The sequence below is a fragment of the Labrenzia sp. C1B70 genome (assembly GCF_000475395.1).
In the GTDB taxonomy this organism is placed as follows: Bacteria; Pseudomonadota; Alphaproteobacteria; order Rhizobiales; family Stappiaceae; genus Roseibium; species Roseibium algicola.
The window spans coordinates 1-14,086 of sequence record NZ_AXCE01000004.1; the positions used below are offsets into that span (position 1 = coordinate 1).

The window sequence follows — 14,086 nt, forward strand, 5'->3', positions numbered from 1 at the left end:
CAACCCGTCAACACCGGTTTTCGAAAAAAATCAAAAAAAGCGAAAAAACTTTCATCAAACTCGAAAAGACATAATATTTCAGATACTTAATAGTTATCCACCTTTGCGCACAGCAGGCGAAACCACTATCCCAGAGCCCAGTCCACCAGCTGCCGCAATGAGCGCCATGCCCACGTTCCGGGCACCTTCCGCAGGGGTCTCCTTGCGTGTCAGCACTTCAAACAGGTGCACAGCCAGAATTGCTCCTGATGCGCCGATCGGATGCCCCCTTGCAAGTGCGCCGCCCATCCGGTTCAGACCTTCAGATTCAAGACCCAGGTGCGCTGCTGTCACCTTTGCCTGAACCGCATAGGCTTCCATGAGTTCTGTTGCAGCCAGCTCCGTCGCATCCATACCCAGTTCTGCGAACATGGCCTTCGCCACCTCTATCGGAACCAGAGCCGGTTCGGCGGGGTTACCGCCGGCACTTCGGCTCGCAAGTATTTTCAGGCCTGTCATCCGGCTCTCACTTGATTTCAGATGAAAGCGTTCTTGAAAGGCCCCCTCGGACATCAGCAATACGGCGGCAGCGCCGTCTGCCTCGCAGGCAATCGTTGCGGCACTGAGACCGGTTTCCTGATCGCCGTTCAGAAGCGGTGCCCTGAGGGCTGTCTTGAGCGAAAGGTGTCTCGTGAACCCGTCCTCTTCCGGAAGTTTCCCTCCGGCATTGACCAGACGTCCGCGAAGGTAGTCCCTTGCCGACCTCGCCTTGTCGTGTGAGGTGACAGCAAAGACCGCCTGATCTTCTCGTGACGTTCCCGTTTCAGCGGCGAGCCTTGCAGCTGCATCTGCAAGATCCGGGTCGCCGAATGGCGCGGGCGCGAAAGCAGGACGGTCGTAAGCAACGGGTGGAGCTGCCGGATCGACAGGTCTGGTCATCCGGATCGGCGACCGGCTGAAGCTTTCCGCTCCTCCTGCCAGAACAATGTCCGCCGCACCTGCCTCGATCAATCTTGCGCCCATGACGATCGCATCAAGTCCCGAGCAGCACTGCGTATCGATGGTGAGAGCGGGAACCGTTTGAGGCAACCCGGCGCGAAGCGCGGCAAGGCGGGCCGGATTGCCGCCACCATAAAGAGCATTGCCCAGAAAGACGCAGTCGACCTCTTCTGGCTCTATTCCGGCGTCAACGACGAGCTGTGCAAGAACGGGTGCGGCAAGCTCGTCGGCCTGAAACAAGGCAAGTGCGCCACCGCGCGGGCAAACCGCCGTCCGCCGTGCTGCTGCGATCACTGCCTTGCGTGTCTGCGTCACCCGCTGCCTCCGGTTTTCGCCAAATCGGCCACGACCTTCCGAATATCCGGCTTGCCCCCTGGCGTCAGCGGCATCTTTGCCCTGATGTGAATATGCCTCGGCACCTTGCCGGGTGCGAGACGTTCGCGGCAATGGCGCAGCAAGATCTGCTCTGACCCCGCCAAAGGCGCACCCAGCTCAACCACCGCCTCCAGCCGGTGACCGCGCACCTGATCCGCTACCCCTGCGACGACTGCAAGGGCAACGGAGGGATGCTCGGCCAATACGGCCTCAACCTCTTCCGGATAGACATTCAGCCCGGAAGTGATGACCATGCGGTTTTCCCGTCCTGTCAGAAACAGGAAGCCTCGCTCATCGAGAAAACCGTGATCGCCGACGGTGAGCCAACCGTCCCGCCAGAGCGTGTCCGGGGATGTGCCGCTTATATAGTGCGAAAACAGCAGTCCGCTCCGCACCCAGACCGGCCCGGCCCGGCCAGGGGCAGCGGGGGACGAAGGGTCACCGATCACGATATCGACCCCTTGCGCGGCACACCCGACCGAGCCTGCAGGGACATTGTCCTCAGGTGAGGACAGCGTGATGAAGCTGGTTTCCGAAGCCCCGTAGAATTCGAAAAGGCGTGCCTCGGGGAAAACCGACTTCAAGGCCTGCCGGTCGGCTTCACGCCATTTGGCCCCGCTCGCAAGAACCTGTTTCACCGCAGCGATGGGACCGCTGCGCCGGGCAGCCTCGGCCAGAAAGTGCAGCTGGGTCGGCGTTGCATAAAGGACAGAGCCTTCGGGGGCGCTGCCAAGCTCTCTCAGGACGACGCGCGGATCGAACCGCGGCGTGAGCACCACCTGCTGGCCGCAGGCGAGGCCGCAGACAGCGCCATAAAGGTGAAGTGAATGCGTGAGCTGCCCGGGCAGGACGACGCGGCTGCCTTTCGAAATACCGAAGGCCTGTGCCGACAGTTTGAAGCTTTCGAGCCACGATCTGTGAGAGCGCACATAGCCCTTGGGGACACCGCTGGAACCGGAGGTGAAGCCTGCATAAAAGAGGTCGTCTTCGTCCGGCAGGATCTCAGGTGGAGTTTCCGGTGATCTTCGTGTTTCAGTGGAACCGGTACCAGCCGTCAGCAACACCGGCAGTGACTGGTCATCGATGACGAGATCTGGCCCGATCGCTTCCAGAACTGCTGATGCCTGGGCCGAAGGCCAGTCCGGGTCCATGACCGTGGCGACACGCCCGGTGCGGGCGCAGGCAAAGAAGCAGACGACCAGGTCCGCAGGGTCCCGAAGACGCAGAACCACATAGCTTGCATGGTCGGTCCGATCACAAAGCACTGCCTCGATCCGGTTGATCCGGACTGCAAGCTCCTGCCAGGAGAGAGAATTCGGACCGCATGTGAGTGCGGCCCCAGTGGCTTTCTCACTGGCAAACCGGTCGAGACTGTCGCCGACGAAGGCCATGATGTGGCCTTGCTGGATCTTCGGACTTAAGACCGGGACAACACGGCACCCGGCAGGCCGCGTGCGACGGTCTGAACGATGAGCGCCGTAAGTGCGACCTTGACCAGGTCACCGGGAATATAGATTGCGCTGCCAAGCGCGGCTTTCGGAAGAGAAAGTCCGGCCATGATGGCAACGCCCGGGATGCCGAAAGCGTAGACCACCAGAATGCCGCCGACCGCAGCCGCTATTGCCGAAGACACCAGAATGTTCAGCTCGCGGGTCGACTGCATGATCAAGCCGGCCACGAGAGCTCCGACCGGCCAGCCGATCAGAAAACCGACCGACGGACCCATGAAGACGCCAAGACCACCGCGGCCGCCGGACAGGAACGGCAAGCCCAGCGCGACGAGAAACAGGAATAGCAGCACGGCAAGCGCACCGCGGATGGGGCCGAGCATGACACCGGCCAGCATGACACCGAGGGTCTGCGCCGTGATCGGCACACCGCCGAGAAAGGCGATCGCCACCGGCGGAACCAGCCCCAGGGCGGCAATCAGCGCGGCATAGAAAGCAACGTGCACAAGAGACCTGTCAGCCATGATGAAATCGACCTTCTTCTCGTTAACAAGGGCGCTGCCGTTCAACCTCGCGCGGATCTTACCACATGAGGGTCAGGCAACGTCATCTGTGGGCGGGATATCCCAGTTTTTGGCCGAATGCCAGCCATATGGAGCTTCTTTTCGGTCATCTTGACAAGCCTTCCGAGCCGCCGCGCGCCTTCAATGCCTCGGCAACGTGATCCGACATGCTCAGGGACTGAATGGCGAAAGGCGCCAGCAGACGCCACGAATTTCGCGTGCCTGTTCGCGCCTGCCAGGCTTCGCGTAGTTGACCGAAAACGACGAGCATGTAGGGCGCGAAGCGAAGCACCAGTGCAACGCCCAGCGCCGGTTTGCGAGGAGAGAAACCGAGGAACTCGAGCGGCCTGAACAGCGGCTGGACGGCATTCAGCATATCGTCCATGCGGGTGGTCACCGAAACGAAGTTTGCAGCCAGGATCATGATCGCAAGCCGCAGGATGATCGTAACCCCTTCCAGAAGGCTTCCGGACACCCAGTGAAGCGCCAGCAGCACGGCAAGCAGAAACGACATTGCCCGCAGGAGCTTCAGTTGCGCCAGTCCCTCGCGCCCGAGGGAGGCATAACACAGGAGAACACCTGCAAGAGCCGGCAGCAGAACCCAAAATGATGTGTATCGCAGCAGCAGCAGGCTGGCGACGGCAACAGCCAGAAGCTTCAGGCCCGCGGGCATCCGGTGGGCCCAGCTGTTGCCCTGGAGATAGACCGACATCATAGCTCGGCAACCTCCACATTCATGCCCTGCCGCGAGACGACGTCTTCCTGAAAGGCCGCCCGAACCGCATCCGGCGCGCCATCCATGCGCAAACGTCCGTCCTCCAGCCAGAGCAGTCTGTCGAAACCGTCGAACTGGCTGAGATCGTGACTGACGAGAACGATCTTCTGCGGCAGTGACAGGATTTTCTGGCGGATCCGCACTGTCGTCAGTGCATCGAGGCTGGCCATCGGCTCGTCCAGCACCAATAGGCGCGGCTCCATGACCAGAACCGCCAGGATGCAGACGAGCTGTTTCTGACCGCCTGAAAGTTCCGTGATCGGTTTGCCGGCCAGCCCCTCACAGCCATGCAGGGCGAGGAACGCCCGCGCGCGGCTGCGGCTTTCTTCCTTGCCGGCCCCGAGTTGGGTGAGGCCAAAGGCGATCTCTTCTTCCACCGTGGGAAAAATGGCCTGATGATCCGGGTTCTGGAACACGAAGCCGACATGACGCGGCAACTCCAGTTCCGCCTCGGCGGAGGGGGCTCCAAAAAGCGTGAGGTCGCCGCTCGTCGGCGTACGCAACCCGTTCAACAGGCGTACAAGAGAGCTCTTGCCGGACCCGTTCAGGCCGATGATGCCGATCCGGTCTTCGGCAAGCTGCAAGGTGAGATCCTGCAGGATATGCTCCTTGCCGACACTCAGGCCAACCCGATCGAAGACCGCGTAGGGACTGGCGTCGGGATTACAGACACTGGGCCTGTCCTTGAGTTTCCTGCTTTTGGGCCAGAATGCCATGTCACCTCGTCGCGGACGGCACTCCTTGCAAGGGCCGGTCCTGTTTTGCGCGCAGCTTATCGGTCGGATCTGCCGGCTTGTCAAAGACTGACAGGTGCCTGGCAAAATCACACATTACCGCAAGGCCTTACCCTACCGGGCGGGTGAGATCGGGCAATTCGGCCAATTGGCCGATGGTGGATCTGATGCGCTGGAGGGCCCAGCGGAAACGGTCGTCGGACTGTTCGGATCCGAAGGTCAGGCGCAGATAGGGCGCCGGCAGGTGGTCCTTCGCCTGAAAATACCGGGATGACAAGACCGAAATGCCCTGGTGTCCGAGCGCGTTCTGAAGCGCGTCGGGATCGACGGTTTCCGGCAGGCGCAGCCAGCCGAACACCTTGTTGACGTCGCTCTGCAGGAAATGCGGCGCGAGCAATTCACGCGCTGCCAGGAACCTTGTGCGGTTTGCCTTGCGCTTCAGGCGCAGCGTCTTGAACAGATGTCCCTCGCGCACCCAGCCGGCAATCAGTTCTGCCGTGATGGGGGAGGCCATCCAGGTGCTTTCACCGATCTTGTTGCGAATGCTGTCACCGAAAGGCCCGGGCACATGGACGAAGCCAATCCGGCTTCCGGGTGAACAGACCTTGGAGATACTGGCGATTGAGGCCGTGCGCTCCGGCGCCAGCGCACCGAAGGCGGGCAGGGCTTCCGGCAGAAAAGGCGTATAGGGATCGTCCTCGACGATCTTCAGGTCGAATTGCCGGGCAACCGCCACCAGATCCTGCCGTTCTTCGACAGACATGGTGTGGGTGGTCGGGTTCTGCATGTTCGGCATCAGGAACACGCCCTTGACACCATGCGTCTTCGCAGCCTGGGCAAGCGCTGCCGGATCCATGGCACCGAAGCCGCCATCGGCCCGTATCAATGCGGGCAAAGGCACCGGCTTCAGGCCGATGCTGGCAAAGGAACTGAAGATTGACGGATAGGTGAACCGGTCGACGGCAACCGCATCGCCCGGGCGGAACAGGGCCTGGCAGGTGACCTGAATTCCGTGCTGCGCGCCACAGGTAACCGCGACCCGGTCCGGATCGGCTTCCAGACCGTAGTCCTTGAAGACGAGAGCCCCGGTTTCGCGATGCGCCTTCAGCCCTTCAGACGGTACGAACCCGTTCAACCGGTCGATCCCCACCGTGCGCGCCATCCGCGTCAGCCCGTCGGAAAGACTCGGGTTGAGATGCGGATAGGCAAAGTTTCGCGCCAGATCGCAGGTTTCCGGCTCGTCTTCCTTCGGGGCAAGGGGCGAAACCTTCTGGGTTTCAGAGGCAATGTAGGTGCCCCGTCCGGTTTCTCCCTTCACCAGCCTGCGCCGCTCCGCTTCGCCGTAGGCTCGGGTAATGGTGCCGAGCGTCACGCCAAGCTGATAGGCGAGTTCGCGCTGCGGCGGCAGCCTGTCGCCCTGGGCAAGCGCCCCGGTCTTGATGTCGGCTTCCAACGCGTCCGCGATCGCCAGATAGATCGGGCCACCGGCCGCTTCGATGTTCGGGATCCACATTGTCATGAGAACAATGTTATCATTGACTGATACAATACCTCAAGACAATTAGTATCTCCGCTATTTTGTATCGATTGTATCGAAACACTCGATACTGTGTCTGGAGATACCCATGGATTACGCCACGTTCCTCGCCTTCGCGGTGTTCGTCATCGTCATGACCGGGACACCCGGTCCGGGCAACCTGACCTTTCTGGCCATCGGCGCATCCGCAGGGTACCGCACCGCCTTTCCCGTGATTGTCGCCTCGCAGATCGGATCTTTGCCGCTCAAGCTCAGCGTTGCCTATGGCCTTGGCCATGTGATGGCCGGAGGCGGCACGGTGGTGACTGTCTTCAAGGTGCTGAGCATGGCCTATATGACCTATCTTGCCTGGCGGATCGTTTGCCTCAGCGTCAAGCCGAAGGGCGAGGTCGCGCTGCCCAGTTTCTGGGAAGGGTTGCTGATACACCCGCTCAGCCCGAAAACCTGGGCCATGAACCTGGTTGCCTTTTCAACCTTCCTGGCCGGCAACGGGCTCGGGATACACGAAAACGCGATGATCCTGGTGGCGGGCTTTACCCTTGGCGGGATGGTGTTTCATTCCCTTTGGGCCCTGGTTGGCGTGTCGATTCTCGCCCTGATCGGCGAAGGCCCGCTCATGCGAGCCATTACGGTGACCATGGCAATCGCCATGTTGGCGGCGACTGTTTGGGCATTGCTGATCTGAGGCTGCATGTCAGTCAATAAACAAACGGGATGAACTTGCGCGTGCTGGCTGCATAGGCGTCGAATTGCGGGCCATATCTCCGCGAAAGATAGGCATCGAGCGCCGGGATATGAAAGACCACGAAGGAAACCGCCATGAATGCCGGCACGGCAAGTGCCGCAAGATTGTGGGTGAGCAGAGCCCAGCCTGTGAACAGCACCGTGTCGCCGAAATAGTTGATATGCATCGATGAGGCGAAAAGGCCCCCGGTGTAGCATTGACCGTGATGGGCGGGATTACGTTTCCACCACTTGCGCTGCAGTTCCGACCAGCTGTTGAGAAGCGAACCGCCGACCACCATTGCAAGCGCCACACCATCGAGAACAGAGAAGGGTACGGCGGCCTGCCGAAAGGCGCCGCTGCCGAGCAACAAAAAGCCGATTTCGAAGAAGGCGATGAAGGCCCCCAGTCCAAAGACCTCCGGAAAAGCCACCTTCCGGGCAAGCAGGTAGAACAGGGTCAACATATGGCGGGCAAAATAGAGCAGAGTGCAGGCAAGCAGGAGCAGACCACGCTGCGGATCGGCGAGGGTGAGTTCCAGCCCGAACCAGGCACCGACCCGTACCCATCCACCGCCCAGAAGAAGCCAGATGCTTAAGAGCACACAGATGAGGTGAAGTGCTGCGAAGACACATTTTTGCAGCAGGGACCTTTCGTGCTCGCGGCTCACGCCTCCAGATTGCGCCATGAATACTCCTTCGATCCGACAGCTCGATTTTTTGAGCTTGTGGACCGTCAATTTATTTTCGTCCAACTGGACTAAAAAGAGATCTAGACGACGCACCTTCAGGTGGTCAATATGTTTATCGACCAACTGGACGAAATAATGCCGAAACAGATCGATCACGAGGCCTACCGGCTGGAACTTGCGCGCAGGGCTGCGCCGCTTTTTTCCGAACTCGGCTACTCCGGCCTTGGCATGCGCCGCGTTGCGGAAGCCCTGGGATTGTCGAAAAGCGCGCTCTATCACTACTTTCCAAACAAGAAGAGCCTGTTCCTGGCCTGCACCGAAACAGTCATGGCGCAGATGACGTCAGAGGCCGGCGCGAATGATGCTTCACAGGTGCCCGCGTCAGCACTGGTTGACTTTGCCCGGAGCCTGGAGCCTGGATTTGCAGCCGAAATCTCGCTGCTGTTCGACTACCTGCGCGGCAAGACGGGGGAAGAAATCGCCAGTGACCCGGCAATGAAGCTCGCCAACGACCAGCTGCGCGGGCACGTTCGAAGCCTGGCGGGGAGCGAGGCGGCCGACAGCGTGCTGTGCCTTTTAATGGGCACCTTGCTGATGCGCCATTTCACCGGCGGCACGCTGGATTATGAGACCATTCTGCCGGCGCTCAAGAAACTGACCTGACCGGAGGCACTGCGTGAAGCGAGACAGATCCGGCAGCATGCGCCTGCCGGATCTGCCCGACCGGCCACAGGGGAGACCGCGGCCGGGTGAAGGTCAGGCAGCGGGTAAACTCTACCGCTGCAGGTCCTTCAGTTCCTTTTGCCAACGCGCCTCGAACGACGTTTCATGCGGGTTGGGGCCAAGCCCGATATCCCGGCGCAGCTCGTCCGGCAGATGAGCCACGTTCACACGCTTGCGGCCACGGGTTGCCATCTTTGCGAACAGAGAACCGATAAGCGACCTTAATGAAAAGCCCAAGTCTTGCTGATGGGTCGCGCAGCCCGATTTCGTCTGGGAGAGCCTGAACACGTCTATAACTCCTGTTTCTTGTGAGTTACATATCGGCGGGTTCCGGTTGTCTTACCAACGAAAATTCGATAGACACGCATAAGGGAGACTTATGCATGTCAGTGAATTTGCCACCACTTTCCGCAATCCGGGCCTTTGAAGCTGCAAGTCGGCACCTGAGTTTTACCAAGGCCGGCGACGAGTTGGGCATGACCCAGGCGGCTGTCAGCTACCAGATCAAGATCCTGGAAGATCGTCTCGGCTTTCAGCTGTTCACCCGCAAGGCCCGCAAGATCGAGCTGACTGACAATGGCGGGCAACTGGCGGCGCGGGTGGTGGATGCGTTCTCCTCGCTTCGCAGTGCCTTCGAGGATATTTCCGAAAAGAATGCCGGCCAGCTTGTCGTCTCCAGCAACACCACGTTTGCGGTCAACTGGCTGTCAAATCGCCTGTTCGAGTTCCAGATGCAGAACCCGGACGTGGGCGTGCGCATCGTTCCCTATGGCCCGCATGCTGAACCGGAGTTCAACGAATCCGACGTCGTGATCTCCGCCTGCAAGGCCCCTCCGAAAAACTGGCTCGCCCATGAAATCGTGCGCGCGGACTTTACACCGATGCTGAGCCCGAAGCTTGCGGACACGATCGGCGGCGTCAAAAAGCCCGAGGACATTCTGAAATTGCCGCTGGTCGATCCTCAGGACCCGTGGTGGCAGATGTGGTTCGAGGCAGCGGGACTGCCGAATGTCGACCTGAGCGGTCACCCTAGCTCGCGCATGGGGTCACAGGCGCTCGAGGCCAACCGGGCGATCGCAGGACAGGGCGTCGCGATCCTGACCCCTTATTTCTGCAAGACCGCCCTTGAAAACGGCCAGCTGATCCAGCCGTTCAAGCTGACCTGCCATGCCGATGACGAAAGCTGGTACATGAGTTACCCGCCCGCCCTGCGCACCAGCCGCAAGGTCCGCCTGTTCCGCGACTGGGTTCATGCGGAACTGAAGCGCGACGGCATGCCTGTCACCGCGCCGATGGCAGTGGTTGCCTGAGGACACTCGTCCTCCCAACCCAAGCTTCCGGATTATGAAAAAGCCCCGGCCATCCATCGGACGACCGGGGCCAATTGCTTTTCGGGCACCAAGGCCTGCCTTACGGCGTAAACACGATGGTCTTGTTGCCGACGATCATCACCCGGTTTTCCAGGTGGTATTTGACGGCACGGGCCAGCACGCGGGATTCGATGTCGCGGCCACGGGCGACGAAATCGTCCGCGGAGAGCGCATGGCTTACCCGTTCGGCGTCCTGCTCGATGATCGGGCCTTCATCGAGATCCGGCGTCACATAGTGAGCGGTGGCCCCGATCATCTTGACGCCGCGAGCATGCGCCTGGTGATAGGGCTTAGCGCCCTTGAAGCTCGGCAGGAAGGAGTGGTGGATGTTGATGATCTTGCCGAACAGACGCTTGGAAAGGCTGTCGGAAAGCACCTGCATGTAGCGGGCGAGAACCACCAGATCGGCTCCGGTTTCCTTGACCAGCTTCAGCAGTTTCTCTTCCTGCTCGGCCTTGTTTTCCTTGTTCACCGGCCAATGGTGGTACGGAATGCCTTCGTGCTCGGCCGTGCGCTGGCTGTCGGTGTGGTTGGAAACGATCGCGACCACTTCGGCATCCATCCAGCCGACGCGGATCTGGTAGAGAAGGTGCAACATGGCATGGTCGAATTTGGACACCATGACGATGACCTTCGGCCGTTTGGCCGTGTCGACCAGTTTGGCCTTCATGTCGAAACGGCTGATGACCGGGTCAAGCGCCCTCTGAACGCTTTCCAGGGTCACGCCTTCCGGAGCCAGAATGGCAATACGCAGGAAGAACTGGTTGGTTACCCGGTCCCAGAACTGGTCACTTTCGGCAATATTGGCACCAAAATCCGCCAGTTCCGTCGTGACTGCCGCCACAATGCCAGGCTTGTCCGCGCAGGACAGCGTCAGAACGTAAAGGCTATCCGCCATGATTTTCCAGTCTCCAACCTTGAGGGCCGCAGCCCGCTGATTTTGCTTCGTGCCGGATGCCGGCCCGAACGATCAGGCAGGCATCAGACTGTGTTCCTTCAGGGCCGATACCAGATCGCTGACCCGGTCGGCATTGTCTATCGCGCGTTCTCCGGTCCTGTTCCACAGGCCGTTTTCAAAACCGATCCTGGTCTTGCCGCCCCGCCGGACCGCCTCCACCAGACACTCCGTCTCGCGGTGTCCGAAAGCGCAGACCGCCCAGTCCAGCGACTGCCCCTTGCCGCGTTCCGCGAGCTTTTCCAGAAACGGCACCAGATCTTCCGGTGCGCTTTCCTGGCCTGCCGCATAGCGCCCCAGAACGAACAGCAGCTGATGGCTTTCCCCTGCCAGGGTGCCGGCTGCCGCCAGGTCGAAAAACCGGTCCAGATCATCCGCGCTGTAGACGATATGCTGGACCGCACATTCATGGTCGAACGCCCAGTGGTAAAAGGCTTTTGCCTGGTCTTCCCCGCCTTCCGGAACCATCTCGCGGATCGCGACGGAGACCGCATCCGGCTTGACCCTGTAGACCAGTTCGCGTTGCTCTTCCGGAGTGTATTTTCCAACAGCTTCCGTGGTGATTTGAACCTGCATTTGCGGCACCGCAACACGCATTTCCGACAAGAGTTCACGATAAAGCCCGGCGTCAAGCACATGGGCACCGGTAAGGTCGCGTACGTGGGCATGAAGCGCACCGGCTCCAACCTCAAGACACGCCTTTGCCGCCACCACCGTTTCAGCGATGGTCATCGGCAGGGCGGAATGATCCGCCTTGGTCCGGCGGGCACCGTTGGGAGCCACCATGATCAATGACAAAGGAGGCGGAACAAAAAGCGCACTCATGTTCAGAAGACCGCCTTGAACGCCTGGTTGAGCTTGTCGGTGATCTCTCCGACATGGGTGTCCTGAAGAATGAAAGGCGGCGCCAGCAGGATATGGTCGCCGCTCACCCCATCAATCGTCCCGCCCATCGGGTAGCAGATTAGACCGGCCTCGAATGCTGCCTTCTTGAGCGCCTTGTTGACGCCCTTCTTCGGATCAAACGGCGCCTTGCTGGCCCGGTCCTCGACGATTTCGATGCCCCGGAAAAGTCCGCGGCCGCGAATATCACCAACATGCGGGTGCTGACCGAAAGCATCGTTAAGCGCCGTCGTCAGTTTCTCGCCCATCGGCATCACCTGGTCGGCAACGCCGCCGGTCAGTTTCCTGAACACGGCGAGCGCGGCGGCGCAGGCGGTCGGATGGCCGATGTATGTGTGGCCATGCTGGAAAAAGCCCGATCCGGTCTCGATGGCTTCGTAAATGGCAGCGGTGCACAGCATGGCACCGACCGGCTGATAGCCGGCTCCGAGCCCTTTCGCGATGCATAGAATATCCGGCGCGACACCATCCTGCTCACAGGCGAACAGGGTGCCGGTGCGGCCCATGCCGCACATGACCTCGTCCAGGATCAGAAGCACGCCGTAATTATCGCAAATCTCCCGGATCCGCTTGAAATAACCTTCGACCGGCGGCAGGGCACCCGCCGTCGCACCGACAACCGGTTCTGCAACGAAAGCCATGACGTTTTCCGGCCCGAGCCGAAGGATTTCCGCCTCCAGTTCGTTGGCGATCCGCTGACCGTAGTCGAAGGCGGTTTCCCCCTCGCGGCGATCCCGATACTCGTAACAGGGGGCAATATGGGTGGTATCGATCATCAACGGTGCAAAAGGCTCCCGCCGCCACTGGTTGCCGCCGGTTGCCAGCGCACCAAGCGTATTGCCGTGGTAGCTCTGCCTGCGGGCAATTACCCGGTGCCGCGACGCTTCACCCTTCTCCAGGAAATACTGACGCGCCAGCTTCAGCGCCGCCTCCATGGCTTCCGATCCACCGGAGACGAAATAGACGCGGTCCAGATTGCCCGGTGCTTTTCCGATCAGGAGATCCGCCAGTTCCTCTGCAGGTTCGCTGGTGAAAAAGCCTGTATGGGCGAAGGCGATCCGGTCCACCTGGGCCTTGATGGCAGCGATCACATCCGGATCGCTGTGCCCGAGACAGGAGACCGCGGCGCCGCCGGATCCATCGAAATATTTCTTTCCGGACCGATCGAGAATGTAGCAACCATCCCCTGTTACTGCGACGGGGAGATCGGCTTTGGTGTGGCGGGGAAAAACATGAGACATCGCAAACGCATCCGACAACTGACGGGACAGCCCGCATTGGGTTGACGCATTTGTATCAGAAAATGTTAGTTCCTGAAACATTTGTTTCGAAAGCGCGTTAACCACGTTTTTCATTAGAATTTTAATAAAATTCAATCAGCCTGCGCGCGGGGGACGAGATTGTAATCAGTAACCGAAGGCCGCCCGTCATGCGTCAGCGCCTCACCGCCTGGATCGTATTCCTAGGATTGACAGTCACACTTGCCGGCTGCGGAACCGTCGCCGGTGTTACCGGCATGGGCTGGATGACCGCATCCCACAATTCCATCGACTATAACGACAGTTCCTGGTGCGTGCCGCGCAAGCTGAAGAAGGTTCTAAACCGGGTTGCATCCCGCTATGGCAAAGTGACTGTCAGCTCGACCAAGCGCTGGTGGCTTGAGAACTGGTGGAAGGGTGGCGCCAGGGATTCCTATCACCTCAACTGCCGGGCGGTCGATTTTTCGGTCCGTGGCAACCCGTCGTCCGTCATTGCCTTCTTGAAATCACAGCCGGAAGTTGGCGGATACAAGCACTATTCTTCCGGCCACTACCACATCGACACCGGCCCGCGCCGGACCTGGTAACCGCCTGGCAGGCAAAAGCCCGGCCCGGTATCTACCGGGCCTGATTGGCCAGTGGCGGCAAACGCTACTTCAGTTCGCCCAGTTCCAGTGCCATTTCCCAGGCGACAGGGTCAAAGCCGACGAAATTCTTGGTTTCGCCTGCCACGATCGGCCTTTTGATAACGGACGGGTTCTCGATCATCACGTCGAGCGCGCTCTTGGCGTCGACAACGCTGTCCTGTGTTGCTTCGTCCAGGCGCCGCCACGTGGTGCCGCGCTTGTTCAGGATAGACTCCCATCCGAATTCACCGACAAAGCCGGCAAGTCGATCGGCATCGACGCCATCCTTCTTGTAGTCGTGGAACTCATAAGGCACGCCGGCCTCTTCCAGAAACTTCCGCGCCTTCTTGACGGTGTCGCAGTTCTTGATGCCGTAGACCTTCATCGCCTCTTCCCGGTTGTTGGATGTCCGGCCCGGAATGTGC

16 protein-coding genes are annotated in these 14,086 nt (G+C 60.2%); 4 read left to right on the top strand and 12 right to left on the bottom strand.

Annotated elements, in window-relative coordinates; translation table 11 throughout:
• Positions 1 to 93 precede the first annotated feature (93 nt).
• The 6 genes from Q666_RS38270 to Q666_RS38295 form a co-directional block, all read right to left on the bottom strand.
• Entirely contained in the window at positions 94 to 1,293 is a 1,200-nt protein-coding gene (locus tag Q666_RS38270; RefSeq protein WP_023002281.1) for a thiolase family protein, read from the bottom strand.
• Positions 1,290 to 2,744, bottom strand: a complete 1,455-nt coding sequence (locus tag Q666_RS38275; RefSeq protein ID WP_023002282.1) for an AMP-binding protein — start codon at positions 2,742 to 2,744, stop codon at positions 1,290 to 1,292. Before Q666_RS38275 ends, Q666_RS38270 begins: the two co-directional genes overlap by 4 nt.
• A 26-nt stretch (positions 2,745 to 2,770) precedes the next feature.
• Positions 2,771 to 3,325, bottom strand: a complete 555-nt coding sequence (locus Q666_RS38280) for a BioY family transporter (protein ID WP_031269905.1) — start codon at positions 3,323 to 3,325, stop codon at positions 2,771 to 2,773.
• A 145-nt stretch (positions 3,326 to 3,470) separates the two neighbouring features.
• On the bottom strand, positions 3,471 to 4,079 hold the full coding sequence (locus tag Q666_RS38285) for an energy-coupling factor transporter transmembrane protein EcfT (protein ID WP_023002284.1): 609 nt from the start codon (positions 4,077 to 4,079) through the stop codon (positions 3,471 to 3,473).
• Positions 4,076 to 4,855 carry an ABC transporter ATP-binding protein gene (locus Q666_RS38290; RefSeq protein WP_023002285.1) on the bottom strand — a complete coding sequence of 260 codons (780 nt, stop codon included), beginning with the start codon at positions 4,853 to 4,855 and terminating at the stop codon, positions 4,076 to 4,078. Before Q666_RS38290 ends, Q666_RS38285 begins: the two co-directional genes overlap by 4 nt.
• A gap of 127 nt (positions 4,856 to 4,982) precedes the next feature.
• Positions 4,983 to 6,392 carry a PLP-dependent aminotransferase family protein gene (locus tag Q666_RS38295; protein WP_208993968.1) on the bottom strand — a complete coding sequence of 470 codons (1,410 nt, stop codon included), beginning with the start codon at positions 6,390 to 6,392 and terminating at the stop codon, positions 4,983 to 4,985.
• Between the two features lie 106 nt (positions 6,393 to 6,498).
• Between Q666_RS38295 and Q666_RS38300 the strand changes: the two genes are divergently transcribed.
• Positions 6,499 to 7,095, top strand: a complete 597-nt coding sequence (locus tag Q666_RS38300; protein WP_023002287.1) for a LysE family translocator — start codon at positions 6,499 to 6,501, stop codon at positions 7,093 to 7,095.
• A gap of 13 nt (positions 7,096 to 7,108) precedes the next feature.
• On the opposite strand, the gene Q666_RS38305 is transcribed toward Q666_RS38300, so the two are convergent.
• Positions 7,109 to 7,981: a DUF1295 domain-containing protein gene (locus Q666_RS38305; protein WP_208993969.1), complete on the bottom strand. Its 873-nt coding sequence runs from the start codon at positions 7,979 to 7,981 to the stop codon at positions 7,109 to 7,111.
• Here Q666_RS38305 and Q666_RS38310 point away from each other — a divergent pair.
• Positions 7,961 to 8,488, top strand: coding sequence for a TetR/AcrR family transcriptional regulator (locus tag Q666_RS38310; RefSeq protein WP_051990070.1), 528 nt, complete (start codon positions 7,961 to 7,963; stop codon positions 8,486 to 8,488). The genes Q666_RS38305 and Q666_RS38310 overlap by 21 nt on opposite strands.
• Before the next feature lie 111 nt (positions 8,489 to 8,599).
• Here Q666_RS38310 and Q666_RS65845 read toward each other — a convergent pair whose 3' ends face one another.
• Entirely contained in the window at positions 8,600 to 8,836 is a 237-nt protein-coding gene (locus Q666_RS65845) for a hypothetical protein (protein ID WP_152533273.1), read from the bottom strand.
• A 95-nt stretch (positions 8,837 to 8,931) separates the two neighbouring features.
• Between Q666_RS65845 and Q666_RS38315 the strand changes: the two genes are divergently transcribed.
• Positions 8,932 to 9,858, top strand: a complete 927-nt coding sequence (locus Q666_RS38315) for a LysR family transcriptional regulator (RefSeq protein ID WP_023002291.1) — start codon at positions 8,932 to 8,934, stop codon at positions 9,856 to 9,858.
• Between the two features lie 100 nt (positions 9,859 to 9,958).
• Here Q666_RS38315 and purU read toward each other — a convergent pair whose 3' ends face one another.
• The 3 genes from purU to Q666_RS38330 all read right to left on the bottom strand — a co-directional run bounded on the left by purU (position 9,959) and on the right by Q666_RS38330 (position 13,017).
• Entirely contained in the window at positions 9,959 to 10,816 is an 858-nt protein-coding gene (gene purU / locus Q666_RS38320) for a formyltetrahydrofolate deformylase (RefSeq protein ID WP_023002292.1), read from the bottom strand.
• Between the two features lie 72 nt (positions 10,817 to 10,888).
• Positions 10,889 to 11,698 (bottom strand): 3-keto-5-aminohexanoate cleavage protein, encoded by an 810-nt coding sequence (locus Q666_RS38325; RefSeq protein ID WP_023002293.1) that lies wholly within the window; start codon positions 11,696 to 11,698, stop codon positions 10,889 to 10,891.
• 2 nt (positions 11,699 to 11,700) lie between these two features.
• Complete coding sequence (locus Q666_RS38330; RefSeq protein ID WP_031269910.1) at positions 11,701 to 13,017, bottom strand: aspartate aminotransferase family protein; 1,317 nt, start codon at positions 13,015 to 13,017, stop codon at positions 11,701 to 11,703.
• Positions 13,018 to 13,205: 188 nt separating this feature from the next.
• Between Q666_RS38330 and Q666_RS38335 the strand changes: the two genes are divergently transcribed.
• Entirely contained in the window at positions 13,206 to 13,622 is a 417-nt protein-coding gene (locus tag Q666_RS38335) for a D-Ala-D-Ala carboxypeptidase family metallohydrolase (protein ID WP_023002295.1), read from the top strand.
• 64 nt (positions 13,623 to 13,686) lie between these two features.
• On the opposite strand, the gene Q666_RS38340 is transcribed toward Q666_RS38335, so the two are convergent.
• Positions 13,687 to 14,046 carry an ArsC family reductase gene (locus Q666_RS38340; protein WP_023002296.1) on the bottom strand — a complete coding sequence of 120 codons (360 nt, stop codon included), beginning with the start codon at positions 14,044 to 14,046 and terminating at the stop codon, positions 13,687 to 13,689.
• Positions 14,047 to 14,086: the final 40 nt, after the last annotated feature.